Genomic DNA, 17,860 nt, shown 5'->3' on the forward strand with positions numbered 1-17,860 from the left:
TTCCCCTCTACTCAAACTACTACTCATTCTAACCCAACTTTTAACATCTGGAAAGAGAATGGTTTTAATAATAGCTTTATGTCATCATTATTTAACTCGTAATTGACGATTTCCTGTGGTCTAACAGCATCATGATTCTCTACGTTATTGGTTTTTATATCATCATGAAATAATACCTTTGATTCCCTTATTCCACTTACTTTAAACGATCTGATATCGATGCTTATTTCCTCTTTCTTTTCACTCCTATTTACAAAGAATAATACTAATTCATTGGCTCTTTCATTAGCAACCGCCAGGTTATCTATTAAAGGAACCTCTTCCATATCATCTGTTGAATATGTTTCACCAATATATTTTGATTGAAGAACTGTACCTACTGCATTATTTGCAATCAACTCAAATGGGAAGTAAATTGGTTGAACCCACGCTTCACCACCTTTTTTTGTCATAATACATGCACTTATATTCGTTAATAAAGACTGACAACCTATTTTTACTCTATCACATTTTTTCAATAATACCATCATCATGCTTGCAAATAATAAAGAGTCTTCCATGGTATAAATCTGCTCACCTAATGGTGGTGCAATTTGCCAAGGATGTTCATCTACCCATTTTTGCACTTCATAGTCTGGTGTTGACCATACCCCCCATTCATCAAAACAAATATTCATTGTCTTTTTACTATTACGTTTTTTCTTCTCTAAATCTGCTATCCCACAAACCAAATCAATATATCTTTCCATATCTAAAGACCTAGCAAGAAATGATTTGGTTCCTTTATCCTGACCATCATAATACTGATGAAGAGAAATATAGTCTGCCTCATCATACGTATTGCTAAGAACTTCTCGTTCCCAATCTCCAAATGTAGCATTTCTAGACATTGAGCTTCCACACACTACTAACTCGATGGTAGGATCTAGAACCTTCATTGCTTTCCCAATTTCATGTGCAAGTCTCCCGTATTCGTGGGCCGTCTTATGGCCTATCTGCCATTCGCCATCCATTTCATTTCCTAGGCACCATGTTTTTACTTTATATGGCTCCTTGGATCCATATTTTACGCGTAGATTACTATAATATGTCCCTTCTTCGCTATTACAATACTCAAGTAGAGCCACTGCTTCATCTATTCCTTTTGTACCCATATTTACGGCCATAATTGGCTCCATGTCATATCGTTTAGCCCACTTCATGAACTCATCAATTCCTACTTCATTTGTTTCGATTGATTTCCATGCTAAATCTCTTTTTCGTGGACGATTTTCTTTAGGTCCTATACCATCCATCCAATTATAATTTGAAACGAAATTACCTCCTGGATATCTTACTAATCCTACTCCCATCTTTTTGGCTAATTCTGCCACGTCTTTTCTGAAACCGTCTTCATCAGCTGTAGGATGATTTCCTTCATATATTCCCGTATAAACGACTCTACCCATGTGCTCTACAAATGAACCAAATATCCTTTTGTCCACTTTTCCAATTTTAAAGTCTTTATCTATAACAATTCTGTTTTTCATCCTCTTCTCCTATTCTTTCATACCTGATGTAGCAATACCTTCCATAAAGAATCTCTGACCAAATAAGAAAACTATTAACAATGGAGCTATTGCAATTACTGTTGCTGCTAGAGTTGGACCATACTTTATTGCATTACTTCCAACAAGAGTTGCTAATCCTGCAGAAAGTGTTCTCTTTTCTTGCGTACTTGTGAGCATCATGGGATATAACAAGTCGTTCCAGTTATTCATTAAATGAAAGATTCCTAATGTTACCAATGCCGGCTTTGATAAAGGTAATATTATTTTCAAATATATTTGTATTTCACTCATACCATCGATACGAGCAGCTTCATCTAAAGATTTGGGAATCCCCGAGAAGAATGAAGTAAGCATAAAAATACCATACGCGCTGGCAGCTCGTGGTAATACTAGACCTATAAAAGTGTTGAGAATTCCCATTTTATATTCTTCCAAATAAATTGGAATCATAACAATTTGAAATGGAATCATCATTGTTAAAAGTATTATTCCAAATATAATTTTTCTTCCTCTGAACTCCATTCTTGAAAATGCATATGCCGCTAACGAATCAAAAAACAGACTAATTATCGTCACAGCACCTGCGAAACATACTGTGTTTTTAAGCATCGTTGGTATTGGCAAAACACTCCATACATACTTAAACTGTGTCGTAACCCATTCAGTTGGAAAGAACTTTGGTGGCCATTGCATTACATCAAAATCTGACTTAAAAGCAGACACCAATAGCCAAAACAACGGAAGCAATACAATAAGCATTATTATCGTTAGCAATACATAACTAATTATGTCAAAAGACCTTTTACTCATTATTCTTCCTCCCTTCTAGTTGAATACTTCCTCAAAATAAAAGTTATTATTGCAATCAGGAAGAATAAATAAACAGCAATTGAAGTTGCATATCCAACATCAAATGGAGCTGTTTTGAATCCTCTGTCGTAAATAAATCCTACTAAAGTCTCTGTTGAATATAGAGGTCCACCTTGAGTTAATACATATATCTGATCAAATACCTGCAATGCTCCTATTAATGTTGTTACCAGGCAGAAAGCTATTGTTTCCTTGATACCAGGTATTGTCACATAAATGAATTTTCTAAACCATGATGCTCCGTCTATTTCTGCTGCTTCATATAATGACTGTGAAACCCCAAGCGCAGCAGCTGACAATAATGTCAAAGTATATCCAAAAGTTTTCCAAACAGATACTGCGATAACCGTACCCATTGCATATCCTTCTGTTCCGAGTAAATTTGGGATTTCTACACCAATTTTACTTAACAAAAAAGCAATCATTCCTGAATTCTTGTTTAGTATCATAGACCACATAATACTTATTGCTGTCATTGAACAAACATAAGGTATGTAAAAGACAGTACGTAAAAACTTATGAAATCTATTATTACTAAGCATTAAAAATAATAATAGTAGCGATAATCCTATCTGCAATGGAACTTCTATTCCTGTGTATACAATCGTATTTTTCGTAGCATTCCAAACTCTCGAATCTTCCAACATTCTGCTGTAATTCTCAAATCCTATAAACTCGTATCCATTCATGTAAATATCCATGTTGGTCAAGCTAATGAAAAAAGCCTCAAAAAGTGGCACAAACACAAATATTATGAAGATTAATGATGATGGTGCTATGAATAGGTATGCTAATTTTTGATTCCTTTTCATGTTTCTCCTCCAATATGCTGGTGCTACATTTTGTAGCACCAGCATAATCATTCTATAGACCTAATACCTCATCTAATTTCTCAGATGCCTCTTCAACGCATGTTGTTACATCATCTCCAGATAAAATCTTTTCCATCATTGGCTGCATTACATCAGCATCAATCTGAGATCCGCAATCCAATGTCAAATGCCAATCTCTACCAATTGTTGAAGCTGCTGATACATCTGCTAAAATCTCATTTGACTGGATTTCCGAATCTTGAAGTACTGAATTTGACCATACAGGGAATCCATTTCTGTTAGACCATTCCTTCAAGACATCATCGCTAAGCCAATATGCCATGAATTTATATGCTGCTTGCTTTGTCTTATCATCAGCTCCCTTTGTAAGCATCCATGAACATCCACCTTCAGGTGAAAAGGCACCTGCTGTACCAGCTGGAATTGCTGTAATACCATAATTAACACCAAGCTGATTTAAACCATTGATATTCCAAGGACCACTAGTGTACATTGCAAGTCTTCCTGCCTGGAACATGGTATCTGCTTCTCCTGCATCCAATGCTTCTGGAGAAACACCTTCCTTAATCATGTCTTGTAACCATGTTAAAGTTTTGATATTCTCTTCAGAGTTTAAATAGTTCTCTGTTCCATCGCTATTTACTACATCTCCTCCGTTAGCCCACAGATATTCAACGTAGTTGCCATAATTTACTGGAAGTCCTAATCCGTATATGCCATTTGCTTCATCGGTACATGCGACTGCTGCCTTCTCCAGTTCCTCCATCGTAGTAGGTGGTGTCTCTGGATCTAAGCCTGCTGCTTCAAATAGATCTTTGTTATAGTACAAATACTGAAGATTATATTGCATTGGTACACCATACTGTGTTCCATCAAAATACGATTTTTCCAATACATTCTCATTGAAATTAGACTTATCGACTCCAGTCACCTCCCAGAAATCATCAATTGGCTCAATCATGTCATTTTCTTTATACTGCTTGATAAGCTCAACACCTGCCAATATAAAAGATGGGCCTGTACCAGTAGAAATTGCTGTTGGTAGCTTAGACTGTAATGTTGCATAGTCCATAATGTCGATTTCGACTGTAATGTTATCTGTATTTGTTTTGTTGTAATTGTCTACAATTTCTCTTAATACATCTCCATCCGAACCAGTAAAGTTACACCAAAAAGAAATTGTTGTTGCTTCACCACTTTCTTTGGCTTCTGATGTGTCAGTAGACGCTGTGGCAGCTGTGGCACTTGATGATGAACCACATCCTGAGAACAAACTCATCGTCATCAATCCAGCTAATAAGCCACTAATAAGTTTTCGCTTCATAAAATTTTTCCTCCTCCTTATGAATCGCCCCAATAATTTTATTGTAAACTATATTGCGTACCCGCGTGCGCACATTTTCAAAAATAAAAGCACTTCTTATAGAAATGCCTTATTTATGTTTGAGTACTCGTGTACGCTTCTTATATTCAATTTAAATCTATTTTTATATTTCGTCAACATGAAATAATTAACAATAATCTATTAATATATTTGTTTCATTTGACTTTTCCTAGTTCTTTTTTAGAAAACGTAATACTGCACAGCATCAGAAAAATCAATGCAAATCCAAGTGCATCGTACACTGTGAACTTGTTTCCAAGGACTGTAGTTCCGATGATTGCAGCAGTTATAGGCTCTGCGAAGCTATATAGGCTGGCCTTGTTTGGGCCGATTCGCTTAACTCCGCTGATGTATAGAGTGAATGCTCCAATGTTTCCAACTAATACAACAAATGCTATGCCAAGCAGGCCGTAAATATTAGGTGTATAAGGGATTTCCCATATCCTGAAAACAAGGCATCCAAATGCGCCACCCATCAAAAATGACCATGCCTGAGCGATAACTACAGGTGTATCGTTGGTGATTCTTGGAGCAAGTACATTGTAAATCATTACGCATACCGCGCTACCAACTCCCGCTATCAGCGCCCCCTTAGCTACTGAAAGATTTTCGATATTTCCATGGGTTGTAAGAAAAAATACACCAAGAATTGCCAGTATGATGGCACTTACTTCGCCAAGCTTAGGCAATCTTCTCCCATTCAGACATGTCACCATCAAAATGAAAATAGGAGCTAAATCTTGCAAAATCGTGCCTATTGCTGCATTTGAAAGCTCTATAGTTAGGAAATATAAAAACTGGCAGCAGCTAACTCCTAGCAGGCCATATATCAGCATGTTTATAGACTGGCCAGGTGTGGCCCATGGCTTGAAAGTCTCTTTTTTATATTTTGCAAGGCAATAGATGATCAATATTATTCCAGCCAAGCCTAAGCGAATCGGCACAAGCCACTGACTATCCATCTGCTGCACATCAAATAAATACTGGCCCACAGAACCTGAGAGCCCCCAGCAGGAGGCTCCCAAGATTGTAAGCAATATTCCTTTATAATCACGTTTCATCTGTTAATTAATAATCTCCAATAAATCTTTTTCTACGTGGCACTGCAAAAACAGCACCTGTACGCCTGCGTCCCGCGCCTCTTGTAAAGCGATACCAAACTCCGGGTGAGTCTCCACATTGGGGCGCACCTCTGTAACACCATCTACCTGAATAGCAAAAGCCACCATAGCCTTGTAGCCAAGCTTTGTAGCCTTTGCTAACTCTCTCAAGTGCTTTACTCCTCGCTCTGTAGGCGCATCAGGAAAAAAGCCTACACCATCTTTAATAAGTGTGCAACCTTTAACTTCAAGAAGATATTCATCCTCACCTTTTTTCATGAAGAAATCGATTCTGGAATCGCCATATTTATGCTCCGGGTCGATATAGTCATAATCCTGCTTTTCCAGCCATTCCTTCACCACCGCATTTGGCGCCTGAGAATCGATGTTGATTATTCCGATAGGTGTCTCAACGGCGACCAAATCATATGGTGTTTTACGCTCTGGATTTGTGGCCTTTTCCAAGTAAACCGTCCTGCCAGGAAGCAATAATTCCTTGCAACGGCCAGTATTTTTCACATGAACAGTTACTTCCTGCCCATCAATATCAACCTGAGCTATAAAGCGATTTGGACGTGATATGAACTTTGCTTCTACTATATTTTTATATTTCACTAATGATTTTTCTCCTATATCAAGCCCGTTAAATATGCCGCTATAACCAACTGGATAATCAGAATTGCTGGCATGCCGATCACAAAATACCAGTGTTTTGTCTTGTGATGAAACAGGTACATCCCTGCCCAAGTTCCAATGCTGCCGCCTATTAAGCTGAATAAAAATAGTGTTTTTTCTGGAATGCGCCAAGCACCTTTGATGGCTTTTTGCTTATCAATTCCCATTACGGCGAGGCCTGCAATATTAGCAAGGACCAAATATCCAAGTATCAACTTGTCCATGTCTTTTCCTCCATCCTTTAAATTCTAGTCTTCGCCAAGTAATGTAACTATTCTTGGCTCATGGCCTACTGCTGGAAGATATACGTCAAAAATATCCTTTGCCGCTATCTTCATGCTTGATGTATTTACGCATGGATGGCAGCCGATAAACTCACTGTTTTTCACATCCTCATCTACCAAAAGCTGTACTACATGGTCCTTATCATTCATCAGCCCCATCACACTTACAGAACCTGGCTCGATATCCAGATACTTAAGCATATCCTCTGGGTCAGCAAATGACAGCCTTGCTGAATTTATCTGCTTTGAAAGCTCCTTTGTTTTGAACTTTTTATCTCCTGGAATCATAAGCAAATAAAAGTTTGTCTTCTGTCTGTTACACAAAAACAGATTCTTACATATTAATGCACCAAGGGATTTATCTATTTCAGCGCAAACTTCCATTGTGTCTGCGGGTGCATGGTCTATACGCTTGTACTCAATCCCAAGATTATCCAAATAATCGTATACTCTGACTTCTCTGTCTAAACGGCCCGTTGTGTCCGCTGGTCTTCCTGTCTGTAATTCTGTCATGACTTGTTCCTTTTGCTACATTCCTACAAATTCAATTTCTTTGCTTACTCACCAAAAATATCGCTGTAAATATCATTATAAGTTTCTTCAGATATTTCATCATCATTATAATAATATGTACGATTACCGTCTTCATCTTCATTCCAGTATAGATTCATAGAATCCTCTATTTGAAGATTTCCGTTAAACTTATAAAGCTGATACATACTGCGGCCTTCATGCATAGTGTCTTGGTACAAAATCCATGTAGAATTATTATATGTTATATAACTACAAAATGCCGCTGTTCCTTCGCCATCTGCAAACATAGTAACCTTACCATCTTTGCAATCAAAGCACATGATTCCATATATTGTATCAATGATATATTCTAATTCTCCATCATTATCTACATCATATGGGTCAACCACTTTTTGATAGTCATTCATATCATCCTCAGACCATCCCCAGTCTTTGGTATCAATATATCCTGTGTTCCCGTCTATATCTGTGAACTCAGCCTGTATTTCACCATTGCAAAATGCATCAAATAGTTCTTGGGGTGTCATCACTTCAAGCTCTTCTTTGGTATATTTTGATTCAAAAGCCTCATTTTCGTCGTTTATGTCTTCTGTTACATCTGCTATGGAACCATCTTTTAGCATATACATATAGCTAAAGGGTTCATCATCAAAAGTATTATATCCACTTAGATAAAAGCATTTTTCTCCATCAATGTCTTTAAATTCTTCTTCGACATAATACGTTACATTTGGATCATACCAACCAAATAGCTGTTCCACCTCTAAGCTTTCATTTACAAACCACACTGTGGATGAATACCAGCGAGTGTCATCCTCTTTATCCTGATGCCCACACAAAACAAATGCCTCATTTTTGCCATTTTCATCAAAATCCACAAGATAACTTGCAAATTGTTCGCCTTGAATCTCATCGACTGATGAGGCAAATTCATAGACTGCTTCAGTATACTCATTTTCGCCTTCTTCTAGTTTTATAATACCTTCTGTTCCATTCGTTATGTCTTCGGTACTGTCGCTTTCTACCGTTGATTTTTCTTTTACGTCGTTCTCCAGTAAACCTGGTTTTTCTTCTCCGCATCCTTGCAAGGCAAATGCTATGCTTGCACTAATAAGAACATACACTGCTATTTTCTTTTTCATTTTCAAAATTCTCCTCTATTCTGTCTTTTCCTGTGTAATAATTCCGTCGTCGCTTATTTGCGCATTTACTGATATGCTTTCAAGCCTATCATACAACTGGCGCTGCTTTGCACCATCTGCCACGTACTGTGTTGTGCAGTTTGCTTGCAATGCAGGTGTAATGATTACATCCATGTTTTCCTCATTATTATCGCCATAGCAATGCAGTGTGATAAGCATGGTATCCAACGTCTTTTCGTTGAACCAATAATTTCCAAGACTATATACGATTGGCACATTATTGTAAAACTCAAAGCCCTGAAGGCAATGTGTGTGGGCTCCTATGATTACATCCGCTCCAGCATCAATATACTCATGTGCCGTAGATGTCTGTACCGGCTCAAGCACTGTGGAATACTCCGTGCCCCAATGAGGTAGCGCCACCACAATATCCGCATTAGCATCTGCCTCTTTTATCTCTTCGTCAAAGAGGGCTGTGTCATAGCATCTGAGAATTCCTGGCTCGGTATCCGTGGCCTGTGGTGTCATCTTGTTCTTTTCTGCACGTGATGCAGCCACGAATGCAATCTTCTTTCCCTGGACTTCCATGTACACTGGCTCACTTGCCTCAGCCAGATTATGGCCTGCTCCTACATATGGAATCCCTGCTGCATCTAGAGTATCCATGGTATCAAGTAGAGCATCTTTGCCATAATCGTACACATGATTATTTGCAAGGCCCACTATATCAACTCCAAGCAACTTCAAGTTCTCTACTCTGGCCGGATTGGCTCTGAAAGTGTATGCTTTTCCGGGCAGTGGTTGTCCACGGTCGCTGTATGTAAACTCGTTATTTATCCACATTATATCGGCCTGCTGCATGGTACTTATCAACTCCGGTGAAATACAATCCGCAATACCATTTGCGCAGGTATTCAGATACTGGGTTGTGGCCCAATTTTCGTCAAAGTTGATATCGCCGGCAAAGCATAACGTGAAATCATATTCACCATTATCTTCTGTGGTAGATTCCACAGGCTGTGGCTGGCTATAGTTGGCCTCCTGGGCCGACACCTGCTCTTGCAAAACCGTTTGCTTGCCGCATGCTACTAGCGATAAGGCCAAGCATATTGATAAAGCTATCCTTCTTTTCATTGGTTTTCCTTCCATACTCCCTAAAATGCTAAATTTAGCTCTTATTATACAACTTCATACTTTAGACGTACATTAATGTTATTATCTTTATATATGACCTTTGTCCGTTTTAAGGTGGTGATTCTATGTTGGGTATTAATGGCATAAACACTAACTTTTCTCCATATAGTAATTCTATTAATTCTGGCGCAACAAATCCTGTGGATTCTAAAATTGCAGATGAATTGCGTGCTGAGGGCAAAAGTGAGTCCTTAGCCAAGAATATTACCAGCGAACGCGCTGCAAAGCGAGCTGGCATAATTGAATGCGAAACTTGCGCCAGCAGAAAATATCAGGACGGATCTGACGAGCAAGTATCCTTTAAATCTGCTGCCCATATATCACCTAATGCAGCTGCGGCTCGTGTCCGCGGCCATGAGCAAGAGCACGTAAACAATGCCTACGACAAAGCTGAGGAAAGTGGCGGCAAAGTCCTTCAGGCCTCTGTTTCTATCCATACTGCTGTCTGCCCTGAGTGCGGCCGCACCTACGTCTCAGGCGGCACCACCCACACTAAGATTGCCTATCCAAACGAAGATAATCCTTATCAAAAAAACAGAAAGGAAGCCGATGCTGGCCTCCTCTCTGGAATGAATTTCGATATGGGGGTTTAAAAATCGTATCTCTTAACCTCACAGTTCTTGATTCCGCAAGATGAAAACTCCTCGTTTGTCATTTCTGTAAAGTAGGATTCCACCATTCTTGCAATTCCATTATGGGCTACCAAGATGGCTTCCCTATCTGACACCTTTATATCATCTATGAGATTGTATATTCTCTGAGCAAGATGGAGCATAGATTCACCTGTTCCAAATCTGCTTGCCATATCTTTTTTTGCTTCGTGGAATTCTGCTCCATCTCTTGGAGTGGACTCATATCTTCCAAAATTCTGCTCTTTGAGCCTTGGCTCTATTTCCATTGGTATTCCTGTAATCTCAGAGATGTGTCTCGCTGTTTCTTTTGCTCTTACAAGAGGTGATGCCAGGATTACGTCCGCAGTAATTCCCTGCTCCAATATCTTTTTACCAGTTTCTATGGCTTGCTCATGACCTTTTTCTGTGAGCTCGATGTCTGTTTCACCGCAAATCTTATTTTCTACGTTCCAAACGGTTTCCCCGTGTCTAATAAAATAAAAATGATCCATGTTTATATACGTCCTAATTCTTCCTGTTTTTACAAAAAAGACACTATCTGGATTTCTCCAAATAGTGTCTTATAAATTCAAGAATTAATCCTGTACGTATGGCATAAGTGCAACGTGACGAGCACGCTTGATAGCTACTGTAAGAGCTCTCTGGTGCTTAGCACATGTGCCTGTGATACGACGTGGAAGAATCTTTCCACGCTCAGAAATGTACTTCTTAAGCTTTGCTGTATCCTTGTAGTCGATAACGTTATCTTTACCACAGAAAACACAGACTTTCTTTCTTCTATGCATTGGTCTTCTTCTCTGCTGACCATCGCCTGTCTTATTAAAAGCCATGATTTAACCTCCTATAGATGTTAGTCAAAGCTTTCGTTGCCTTGACTTAGTTGAACGGTAATTCCTCGTCAATTCCATCAGGGATATTCATGAAGCCGTCGCCTGCATCTGAGCTTGGTGCGAAACCTGCGCCACCGTCGAAGCTGCTGTTTCCGCCGCCCTGAGAATTCTTGCTCTCTGCGAACTCAACATTCTCACATACAACATCGGTAGTGTAAACCTTCTGGCCGTCCTTGTTTGTGTAGCTGCCTGTCTGAATACGACCTTCAACTACGAACTTTGTGCCCTTGCGAGCATACTTCTCAAGGAACTCACCTGTCTTGCCAAATGCAACACAGTTAATGAAATCAGCTGTCTGCTCATCTCCATCGCGCTTAAATCTACGATCAACTGCTAATGAAAATCTTGCAACAGCGCTGTTGTTTGCTCCACCGTAACGAACTTCTGGGTCTCTTGTGAGACGTCCCATAAGAATAACTTTATTCATAATTAATCTCCTTATCTTATACTATTAAGCCTCGTCAGCTTTAACGCATAAGAATCGAAGTACGTTGTCCATGATGCGAACATTCTCCTCGATCTGAGCAGGTACGCCTGGCTCAGCATCGAAGTGGATGAAGTAATAGTATCCTTCATTCATCTTCTGAATGTCATAAGCAAGTCTCTTCTTGCCCCAATCATCGACGTCTGAGATCTGTCCACCAAAGCGAGTGATATACTCCTTTGCCTTTTCAACTGTGGCAGTTCTTGCATCGTCTTCGATCTTCGCATTAACAACGAGTGCTAATTCATACTTGTTCATGCTTTCTACCTCCTTTTGGTCTATTGGCCAAACTAGCAATGCTAGCCTAGCAAGGATATAAATGTTTTATACCACGAATTAAGATAATAGCATGAAGCTGTGCGTTTTTCAAGGCTTAACTGAATTTTTATTGTATTTTTTGTATTATTTCAGGGATTTATAATTCTATTCCCTGAAGCTTAGCTAATTCTGTAAACACCTGTCCGATTCTGTCTGTAATCACTAGTGTATTCTCTGCTCTGCGCACTGACAAATCTGTCTGATTGATTATTACCAGATACTTTCCTCTGAAGTAATTAACAAATGATGCTGCCGGATATACCGTAAGTGATGTACCGCCAATTATCATCATATCTGCTTCTGAAATGGCTCTGATTGCGCCTTCCACTGCATCCTCAGGCAATCCCTCTTCGTAAAGAGTGATATCAGCCCTGACTGTGCCACCGCAATAATCGCACTTTGGAATCTCATCCTCTGAATCGAAAATAAAATCTACTGGATAGCTGGTTCCGCAATTCATGCAGTAATTACGAAGTGCGCTGCCATGGATCTCATAAACTTTCTTACTGCCAGCCTTCTGGTGTAGGCCATCAATATTCTGAGTGACTACTCCAGTGAGCTTGCCCATTTCTTCCAGCTTAGCCAGATATTTATGGGCGTTATTTGGCTCAATATTTCGCGTATCCATCTTTTGACGATGAAATTCGAAATAAACCTTTGGCTCCTTCATCAGGCAGCTGTGGCTAAGCAAATACTCAGGCTGGTACATGTCGAATCTGACATCATGCTGATTGTACAAGCCGTCCTTACTTCTGAAATCTGGAATTCCACTTTCTGTGGATACTCCCGCACCTCCGAAAAATACGATTTTCGATGATTCTTCTATCATATTTTTCAGTTCTTCAATTTTATCCAAAACGCTTCCCCCCTTCTTTAAATCTATATGTTAAGGTGTAAAACAACTACAGCACATATGATTCCAATGAGCATACCAACAGCGATTTCTGGAACGGTATGGCCCATCTTTTCCTTGAATCTATTAATATCAAGTGGCTGCTTGCCTTCTTCCTTACGCTCTTCGTTAAGATTGTTCAGTGCCTTGCCTTGGCGCTGTGTTTCAAATCGGACTCCTCTTGCATCATAAATAACAACTATTCCAAAGAATAATGCCATTACAAATTCAAATGAGGAAGCCCCGTAGATTGCCCCAGTCACAACCATAAGTGCTGTAACTGTAGCTGAGTGAGAGCTTGGCATTCCCCCTCCGCCGTAGAGTCTCTCCTTGCAAAAACCTGATTTTACTGTGTCGATGATGATTTTGATAATCTGTGCAACAAACCATCCTGCTGCAGGTGCTAAAAAAATCTTGTTTGTAAACAAATCCACGATGAAATGCATTATATTCTCCTATCTCCTATAGCAAAGCGTTGTAAATATCGCGCTTGCTGACTCCTCTGTCCTTTGCCACTGCCTTCATGGCTTCCTTTTTATCCATGCCCTTGCTTAAGTACATATCCATGTGCTCTTCAATGGTCATGTCCTCATATGCCGCTCTTGCTTCCTCTAAAACCTCTGCTTTAGATTTGCCAGCTATAACAAGAACGTACTCTCCTCTAGGCTCTTTTGTCTCGTAAGATTTTAAAGCTCCACCGATTGTGGTCTTCTCTTTTTCTTCGTGTTTCTTTGTAAGCTCTCTACAAAGAGTGATTCCTCTGTCCTCACCAAGGACCTCCGCAAGCTCTTTCAATGTGCCTATCAGATGATGTGGTGCTTCGTAAATAATGACAGTTCTTGTCTCATTTTTGGTCTCTTCTAGAACTCTGCGACGTTCTTTTTTGTCTTTTGGCAAAAATGCCTCAAAAGCGAATCGTCTACAGGCCTGCCCAGACATGGTAACAGCTGTGATACATGCCGCTGGACCTGGGACCGATGTGACCTCGATTCCCTCGTCGTAACACATCCTAACAAGCTCTTCCCCTGGGTCTGAAATACCAGGTGTGCCTGCGTCTGTGATTACCGCAATGTTCTGACCTTCTTTTAATTTTTCTATTAAAGTGACGGCCTTCTCCACTTTATTAAACTCGTGGTAGCTGGTCATAGGTGTGTCTATTTCAAAATGATTTAATAGCTTTATTGAATTTCTTGTATCTTCTGCTGCAATCAAATCCACCTCTTTAAGAATCCTGACTGCTCGAAAAGTCATATCCTCAAGGTTTCCTATTGGAGTTGCAACTAAATATACTGTTCCTGTCTGTGACATTTATAATCTCCTATTGGAAGATAATTATTTATCTAATCCGTATATCTCGTAGATTTCATCTGTGTACTGGCCTGGCTCCTTGTATACAATCAGTGGCGCTTCTACTGTGAGCTGGGCTCCGCCGCCTCGCACGCCTTCTATCAGAACCATATTTGGTTCCTTGTCCACGTATGGGTAAACCAAGCGCATCCTCTTTGGCTCAAGCTTGTATTTTCGCATGGCTTCAAAGATTTCTACAATGCGTGATGGTCTATGTACAAAGTAACATCTGCCTCGCTGTCTTAAAACAGCTGCAGTTTCTCTCACCACATCATCCAATGTGCAAAGCAGCTCGTGGCGAGCTATGGCCTTGGCATCGTTTGGATTCTTCAATCCATGATGATTTGTCATGTATGGTGGATTGCTGGTGACAACATCCATGGATGCTTTTCCGAAGATTTCACTAGCATTTTTGATGTCACCCTCTATTATATCAATTTTCTCTTCCAGATGATTAATTAATACCGAGCGGCGTGCCATATCTGCACTCTCAGGCTGTATCTCTAATCCTGTGAAATGCTTTCCTTCAGTCTTAGCTTCAAGAAGAATAGGCAAAATTCCTGTTCCTGTTCCCAAATCAAGAACCTTTTCTCCTTCCTTGACGCTAGCAAAGCCCGATAGCAAGACAGCATCCATGCCAAAACAGAATTTGTCAGGATGCTGAATTATTTGATATCCATTTATTTGTAAATCATCTAGTCGCTCGTCTTCCTGCAACAGATTATTCATTAATTATCCTCCAGGTCGGCAAGTTCCTTTGCCTCTTCCTTGGAAACCTGTACCTTTTTCTTACGAGGCTTGAACTTAAGAACTGATGTAGGATAATCCTTTACCTCTTTTAAATCGCCATCTTCAAAAAGAACTCGTACAGTCTGACGAAGAACGTTTACCGACTGAACTGTACCTTTGATTCCCTCAGGAGTTGTAACTGTGTCGTTGATTCCTGGTAGGCGGCTGTTGAGGTATTCGTATGTTTCCTGCTCGTTCTTTAGACAGCACATAAGTCTGCCGCAAAGTCCTGAGATTTTTGTAGGGTTAAGTGAAAGGTTTTGCTCCTTTGCCATCTTGATTGATACTGGAACAAAATCACCAAGCCAGCTCTTACAGCAAAGCTCTCTACCGCAGATTCCGATGCCACCCATAAGCTTTGTCTCGTCACGAACACCAATCTGACGAAGCTCTATACGTGTATGGAACACTGCTGCAAGATCCTTTACAAGCTCTCTGAAGTCGATACGTCCATCTGCTGTGAAATAGAAAATAAGCTTGTTGTTGTCGAATGTGTACTCAGCACCAACCAACTTCATTTCAAGCTCACGCTTTGCGATTTTCTCCTCGCATATTCTCATGGCTTCTTTTTCTTTTTCAATGTTCTTTATAGCTTTTTTAGCGTCTTCCTCGGTAGCCTTACGGATGATTTTCTTGATAGGTCCTGGAACCTCATCATCTGAAATCTCCTTGTCTACAAGTAAAACTGTTCCGATTTCAACACCGCGAACTGTTTCAACAATAACCTGATCCTCGCGCTTAAGCTCTATGCCGTTTGGATCAAAGTAATATACTTTTCCGCCTCCTCTGAAGCGTACTCCAATAACCTTTATCATCTAGTGTCTCCTTTAGTTTTCAGGATTTCTCATCCTCTGTATAAGAAGCATAATGGTCAATTCAAAATTGACATTTGCATTTAGTCTGGCTCTAGTTTCTGAGATTGCATCGAAAATCTCGTTTAGGCCATGATATGACAGGTTCTGGGCCTGGTCGTGAATATCGAAGGCATCTTCTGAAAATAGCAGTAAATCATCCCTCGATGTCGATTTATATAATAGCACATCTCGATACCAAAGAGTTATTAAATCTAGCAATTGCTCGATAAATGGCTGAAATTTCTCATTATCGGAATCTTCTTTTTTATCTCTGTCATTGTCCTCTTTGATGGATTTCACTTCGTCAGCTATCTGCTGCTCATCCATTTTGCTTGCTTTTTTGCATAAGGCAACAACACGATTTTTTACATCATTAAAGGTGACGTCTGTAGCTAACGCTATGGCTTTTCCCACATTTCCCTGGGCAAAGCTTGCCACCATTTGTGCCTGATAATCAACAGTTTCGTAATTGGTCTGCAATATCCGCTTTATGCTTTCTGTATCTACGGATTTCATTTGGATAAGAACGCATCTAGACAGGATTGTCTGAAGAAATGCATTATGATTTGCTGTAAGCAGAATGATAATCGCGTATTCAGGTGGTTCCTCAATGGTCTTAAGAATGGCATTCTGCGCCTGAGGATTCATTTTCTCTGCTTCATCTACTATATAGATTTTATATTTGCTGCTGTATGGCTTGATATCAACATCATTTACAATCTGCTCACGTACTACATCTACGCTAATGTTGTTTTTGCCATCTTCTCTTCTAACATAAATAATGTCTGGATTGTTTCTTGATAATGCCTGTTTGCAGGAATGACATTCCATGCAAGCATCTTCCTCGGATGGGTTTTCACACTGAAGCATTGCCGCAAATGCCTCTGCAAGCATCATCTTTCCTGAGCCTTTTTCACCGCTGAAAATATAGGCATGGCTATGATTTCCTGTTTTAACTGCATTTCTTAATAGGCTTTTTGCCTCTTCCTGCCCTACTATCTGCGCAAAGCTCATCTAACAAAATTCTCCTAATCTAGGTGATTATATCAAGGAGCAATCCCCTGATTTCATCTACTCTATTTAATATATCAATGTGGTCCTTTTCATCCTGAACAAGGGCTGTTGCCAGCTCGTCCATATGCTCATCTACAAGCTTTATCATACCATAAACTCTATGGCGACCACGTCTGTCTAAAAAGTTTTCTCGCGAAAACTTGTGGCTTCGATTTACAACCTCGTTAAGGAAATCCTTGACCAATCCGCGGTAGCGCTTCATGTCACGAATGTCCATATGCTCAGACAAAAGCTTTCCCTGAGTGGTTATGTCGTTTAAAAGATTTGTGAGCTTTTCCTGAAGCTCAGCATCATCTACGGCTGCTGCAAGTGTAAATTTGAATGTGTCATCTACAGGTGCTGTGGATTTTGCCTGGTCTGTAGGTTGAACTTGGCTCACATCATTTACTCTAATATCCATGCTAACCCCTTCTATCTTTTATAAAGGCGGCGATTCTGTCGCAGGTGATTCTGCTGTCATCATCATTTTTGAAGACATTGGAAACCTGTGCTGCATCTAGATTCTCCTGGGAGAAATCCTGCTGGTCAGCCAAGAATCGTCTACACATTTCCTCGTACTTTGGGTGTTCCTGACTTCGTTCTCTCTCAAGTGCTCTCGAAAGACGAACACCATCATCTACCTCTATATATATCGGCAAAACAGCGTCTTTTCCGTAATAATCACGAATCTTTACAAAGCTTTCAACTGTACCAATGATAAGATAATCATTTTTCGATAAATCAATCTGTCCATCGTCTACAGTAAAATAGAACCATGGACCATGAACAGTATCGTATTTACGAATTTCGATTACTTTTCCCGCCTCAACTAATTTGTCCTTTTCTTCAATGGATACGAAGTTGTATTCATCACCAGGCTTTTCATTACTTCTGATTGGTCTGGTTGTGTATGAAACAATTCGCTTTAAATCTAAATCCCCTTTGTCTAGCAAAAGCTTAAATATAGTGTCTTTTCCCGATGAGCTTTTGCCCATTATGCAATAAATACTTCCCATTTTGTCCTCTTTTTTCTTT

General features: G+C 39.8%; 23 protein-coding genes. 1 reads left to right on the plus strand and 22 read right to left on the minus strand.

Going from position 1 to position 17,860, the window contains the following annotated elements:
• Positions 1-23 precede the first annotated feature (23 nt).
• The 10 genes from BO15_RS0103400 to BO15_RS0103445 form a co-directional block, all read right to left on the minus strand.
• Complete coding sequence (locus BO15_RS0103400; protein ID WP_033152449.1) at positions 24-1,529, minus strand: alpha-N-arabinofuranosidase; 1,506 nt, start codon at positions 1,527-1,529, stop codon at positions 24-26.
• A gap of 9 nt (positions 1,530-1,538) precedes the next feature.
• A complete protein-coding gene (locus BO15_RS0103405; protein WP_033152452.1) occupies positions 1,539-2,360 on the minus strand; it encodes a carbohydrate ABC transporter permease in 822 nt (273 codons plus the stop codon).
• Positions 2,360-3,232 carry a carbohydrate ABC transporter permease gene (locus tag BO15_RS0103410; RefSeq protein ID WP_033152454.1) on the minus strand — a complete coding sequence of 291 codons (873 nt, stop codon included), beginning with the start codon at positions 3,230-3,232 and terminating at the stop codon, positions 2,360-2,362. Before BO15_RS0103410 ends, BO15_RS0103405 begins: the two co-directional genes overlap by 1 nt.
• A 52-nt stretch (positions 3,233-3,284) precedes the next feature.
• Positions 3,285-4,577, minus strand: coding sequence for an ABC transporter substrate-binding protein (locus tag BO15_RS0103415; RefSeq protein WP_033152456.1), 1,293 nt, complete (start codon positions 4,575-4,577; stop codon positions 3,285-3,287).
• Positions 4,578-4,792: 215 nt separating this feature from the next.
• Entirely contained in the window at positions 4,793-5,698 is a 906-nt protein-coding gene (locus tag BO15_RS0103420; RefSeq protein WP_033152458.1) for a DMT family transporter, read from the minus strand.
• Between the two features lie 3 nt (positions 5,699-5,701).
• Positions 5,702-6,352, minus strand: a complete 651-nt coding sequence (sfsA, locus tag BO15_RS0103425; protein WP_033152460.1) for a DNA/RNA nuclease SfsA — start codon at positions 6,350-6,352, stop codon at positions 5,702-5,704.
• Between the two features lie 14 nt (positions 6,353-6,366).
• Complete coding sequence (locus tag BO15_RS0103430) at positions 6,367-6,636, minus strand: DUF1294 domain-containing protein (RefSeq protein WP_033152461.1); 270 nt, start codon at positions 6,634-6,636, stop codon at positions 6,367-6,369.
• A gap of 24 nt (positions 6,637-6,660) precedes the next feature.
• Complete coding sequence (locus BO15_RS0103435) at positions 6,661-7,209, minus strand: prolyl-tRNA synthetase associated domain-containing protein (protein ID WP_033152463.1); 549 nt, start codon at positions 7,207-7,209, stop codon at positions 6,661-6,663.
• A 44-nt stretch (positions 7,210-7,253) separates the two neighbouring features.
• Positions 7,254-8,372 carry a hypothetical protein gene (locus BO15_RS0103440; protein ID WP_033152465.1) on the minus strand — a complete coding sequence of 373 codons (1,119 nt, stop codon included), beginning with the start codon at positions 8,370-8,372 and terminating at the stop codon, positions 7,254-7,256.
• A gap of 15 nt (positions 8,373-8,387) precedes the next feature.
• Positions 8,388-9,506: a CapA family protein gene (locus tag BO15_RS0103445; protein ID WP_052169750.1), complete on the minus strand. Its 1,119-nt coding sequence runs from the start codon at positions 9,504-9,506 to the stop codon at positions 8,388-8,390.
• Between the two features lie 125 nt (positions 9,507-9,631).
• Between BO15_RS0103445 and BO15_RS0103450 the strand changes: the two genes are divergently transcribed.
• Positions 9,632-10,159 carry a hypothetical protein gene (locus BO15_RS0103450; protein ID WP_033152466.1) on the plus strand — a complete coding sequence of 176 codons (528 nt, stop codon included), beginning with the start codon at positions 9,632-9,634 and terminating at the stop codon, positions 10,157-10,159.
• Here BO15_RS0103450 and BO15_RS0103455 read toward each other — a convergent pair.
• From BO15_RS0103455 to BO15_RS0103510, 12 genes are all read right to left on the minus strand, one after another.
• Positions 10,156-10,689 (minus strand): histidine phosphatase family protein, encoded by a 534-nt coding sequence (locus BO15_RS0103455; protein ID WP_033152468.1) that lies wholly within the window; start codon positions 10,687-10,689, stop codon positions 10,156-10,158. The genes BO15_RS0103450 and BO15_RS0103455 overlap by 4 nt on opposite strands.
• 84 nt (positions 10,690-10,773) lie before the next feature.
• Positions 10,774-11,028 (minus strand): 30S ribosomal protein S18, encoded by a 255-nt coding sequence (rpsR, locus tag BO15_RS0103460; RefSeq protein ID WP_028234190.1) that lies wholly within the window; start codon positions 11,026-11,028, stop codon positions 10,774-10,776.
• A gap of 46 nt (positions 11,029-11,074) precedes the next feature.
• Positions 11,075-11,515, minus strand: a complete 441-nt coding sequence (locus tag BO15_RS0103465; RefSeq protein ID WP_033152471.1) for a single-stranded DNA-binding protein — start codon at positions 11,513-11,515, stop codon at positions 11,075-11,077.
• Between the two features lie 24 nt (positions 11,516-11,539).
• Positions 11,540-11,830 (minus strand): 30S ribosomal protein S6, encoded by a 291-nt coding sequence (gene rpsF / locus BO15_RS0103470; protein WP_033152473.1) that lies wholly within the window; start codon positions 11,828-11,830, stop codon positions 11,540-11,542.
• 157 nt (positions 11,831-11,987) lie between these two features.
• Complete coding sequence (locus tag BO15_RS0103475) at positions 11,988-12,746, minus strand: NAD-dependent protein deacylase (protein ID WP_033152474.1); 759 nt, start codon at positions 12,744-12,746, stop codon at positions 11,988-11,990.
• A gap of 23 nt (positions 12,747-12,769) precedes the next feature.
• Positions 12,770-13,228, minus strand: a complete 459-nt coding sequence (locus BO15_RS0103480) for a divergent PAP2 family protein (RefSeq protein WP_033152476.1) — start codon at positions 13,226-13,228, stop codon at positions 12,770-12,772.
• A gap of 16 nt (positions 13,229-13,244) precedes the next feature.
• Positions 13,245-14,090, minus strand: coding sequence for a 16S rRNA (cytidine(1402)-2'-O)-methyltransferase (gene rsmI / locus BO15_RS0103485; protein ID WP_033152478.1), 846 nt, complete (start codon positions 14,088-14,090; stop codon positions 13,245-13,247).
• Positions 14,091-14,114: 24 nt separating this feature from the next.
• Positions 14,115-14,858 carry a tRNA1(Val) (adenine(37)-N6)-methyltransferase gene (locus BO15_RS0103490; protein WP_033152480.1) on the minus strand — a complete coding sequence of 248 codons (744 nt, stop codon included), beginning with the start codon at positions 14,856-14,858 and terminating at the stop codon, positions 14,115-14,117.
• Entirely contained in the window at positions 14,858-15,733 is an 876-nt protein-coding gene (locus BO15_RS0103495) for a PSP1 domain-containing protein (protein ID WP_033152482.1), read from the minus strand. The genes BO15_RS0103490 and BO15_RS0103495 overlap by 1 nt, the downstream gene beginning before the upstream one ends.
• A 12-nt stretch (positions 15,734-15,745) precedes the next feature.
• Positions 15,746-16,786, minus strand: a complete 1,041-nt coding sequence (gene holB / locus BO15_RS0103500; protein ID WP_033152484.1) for a DNA polymerase III subunit delta' — start codon at positions 16,784-16,786, stop codon at positions 15,746-15,748.
• Positions 16,787-16,805: 19 nt separating this feature from the next.
• Positions 16,806-17,246, minus strand: a complete 441-nt coding sequence (locus tag BO15_RS0103505; protein ID WP_033152486.1) for a YaaR family protein — start codon at positions 17,244-17,246, stop codon at positions 16,806-16,808.
• A 1-nt stretch (position 17,247) separates the two neighbouring features.
• Positions 17,248-17,841, minus strand: coding sequence for a guanylate kinase (locus BO15_RS0103510; protein WP_033152488.1), 594 nt, complete (start codon positions 17,839-17,841; stop codon positions 17,248-17,250).
• Positions 17,842-17,860 lie beyond the last annotated feature (19 nt).

Source organism: Pseudobutyrivibrio ruminis HUN009, from assembly GCF_000703005.1.
In the GTDB taxonomy this organism is placed as follows: domain Bacteria; phylum Bacillota; class Clostridia; order Lachnospirales; family Lachnospiraceae; genus Pseudobutyrivibrio; species Pseudobutyrivibrio ruminis_A.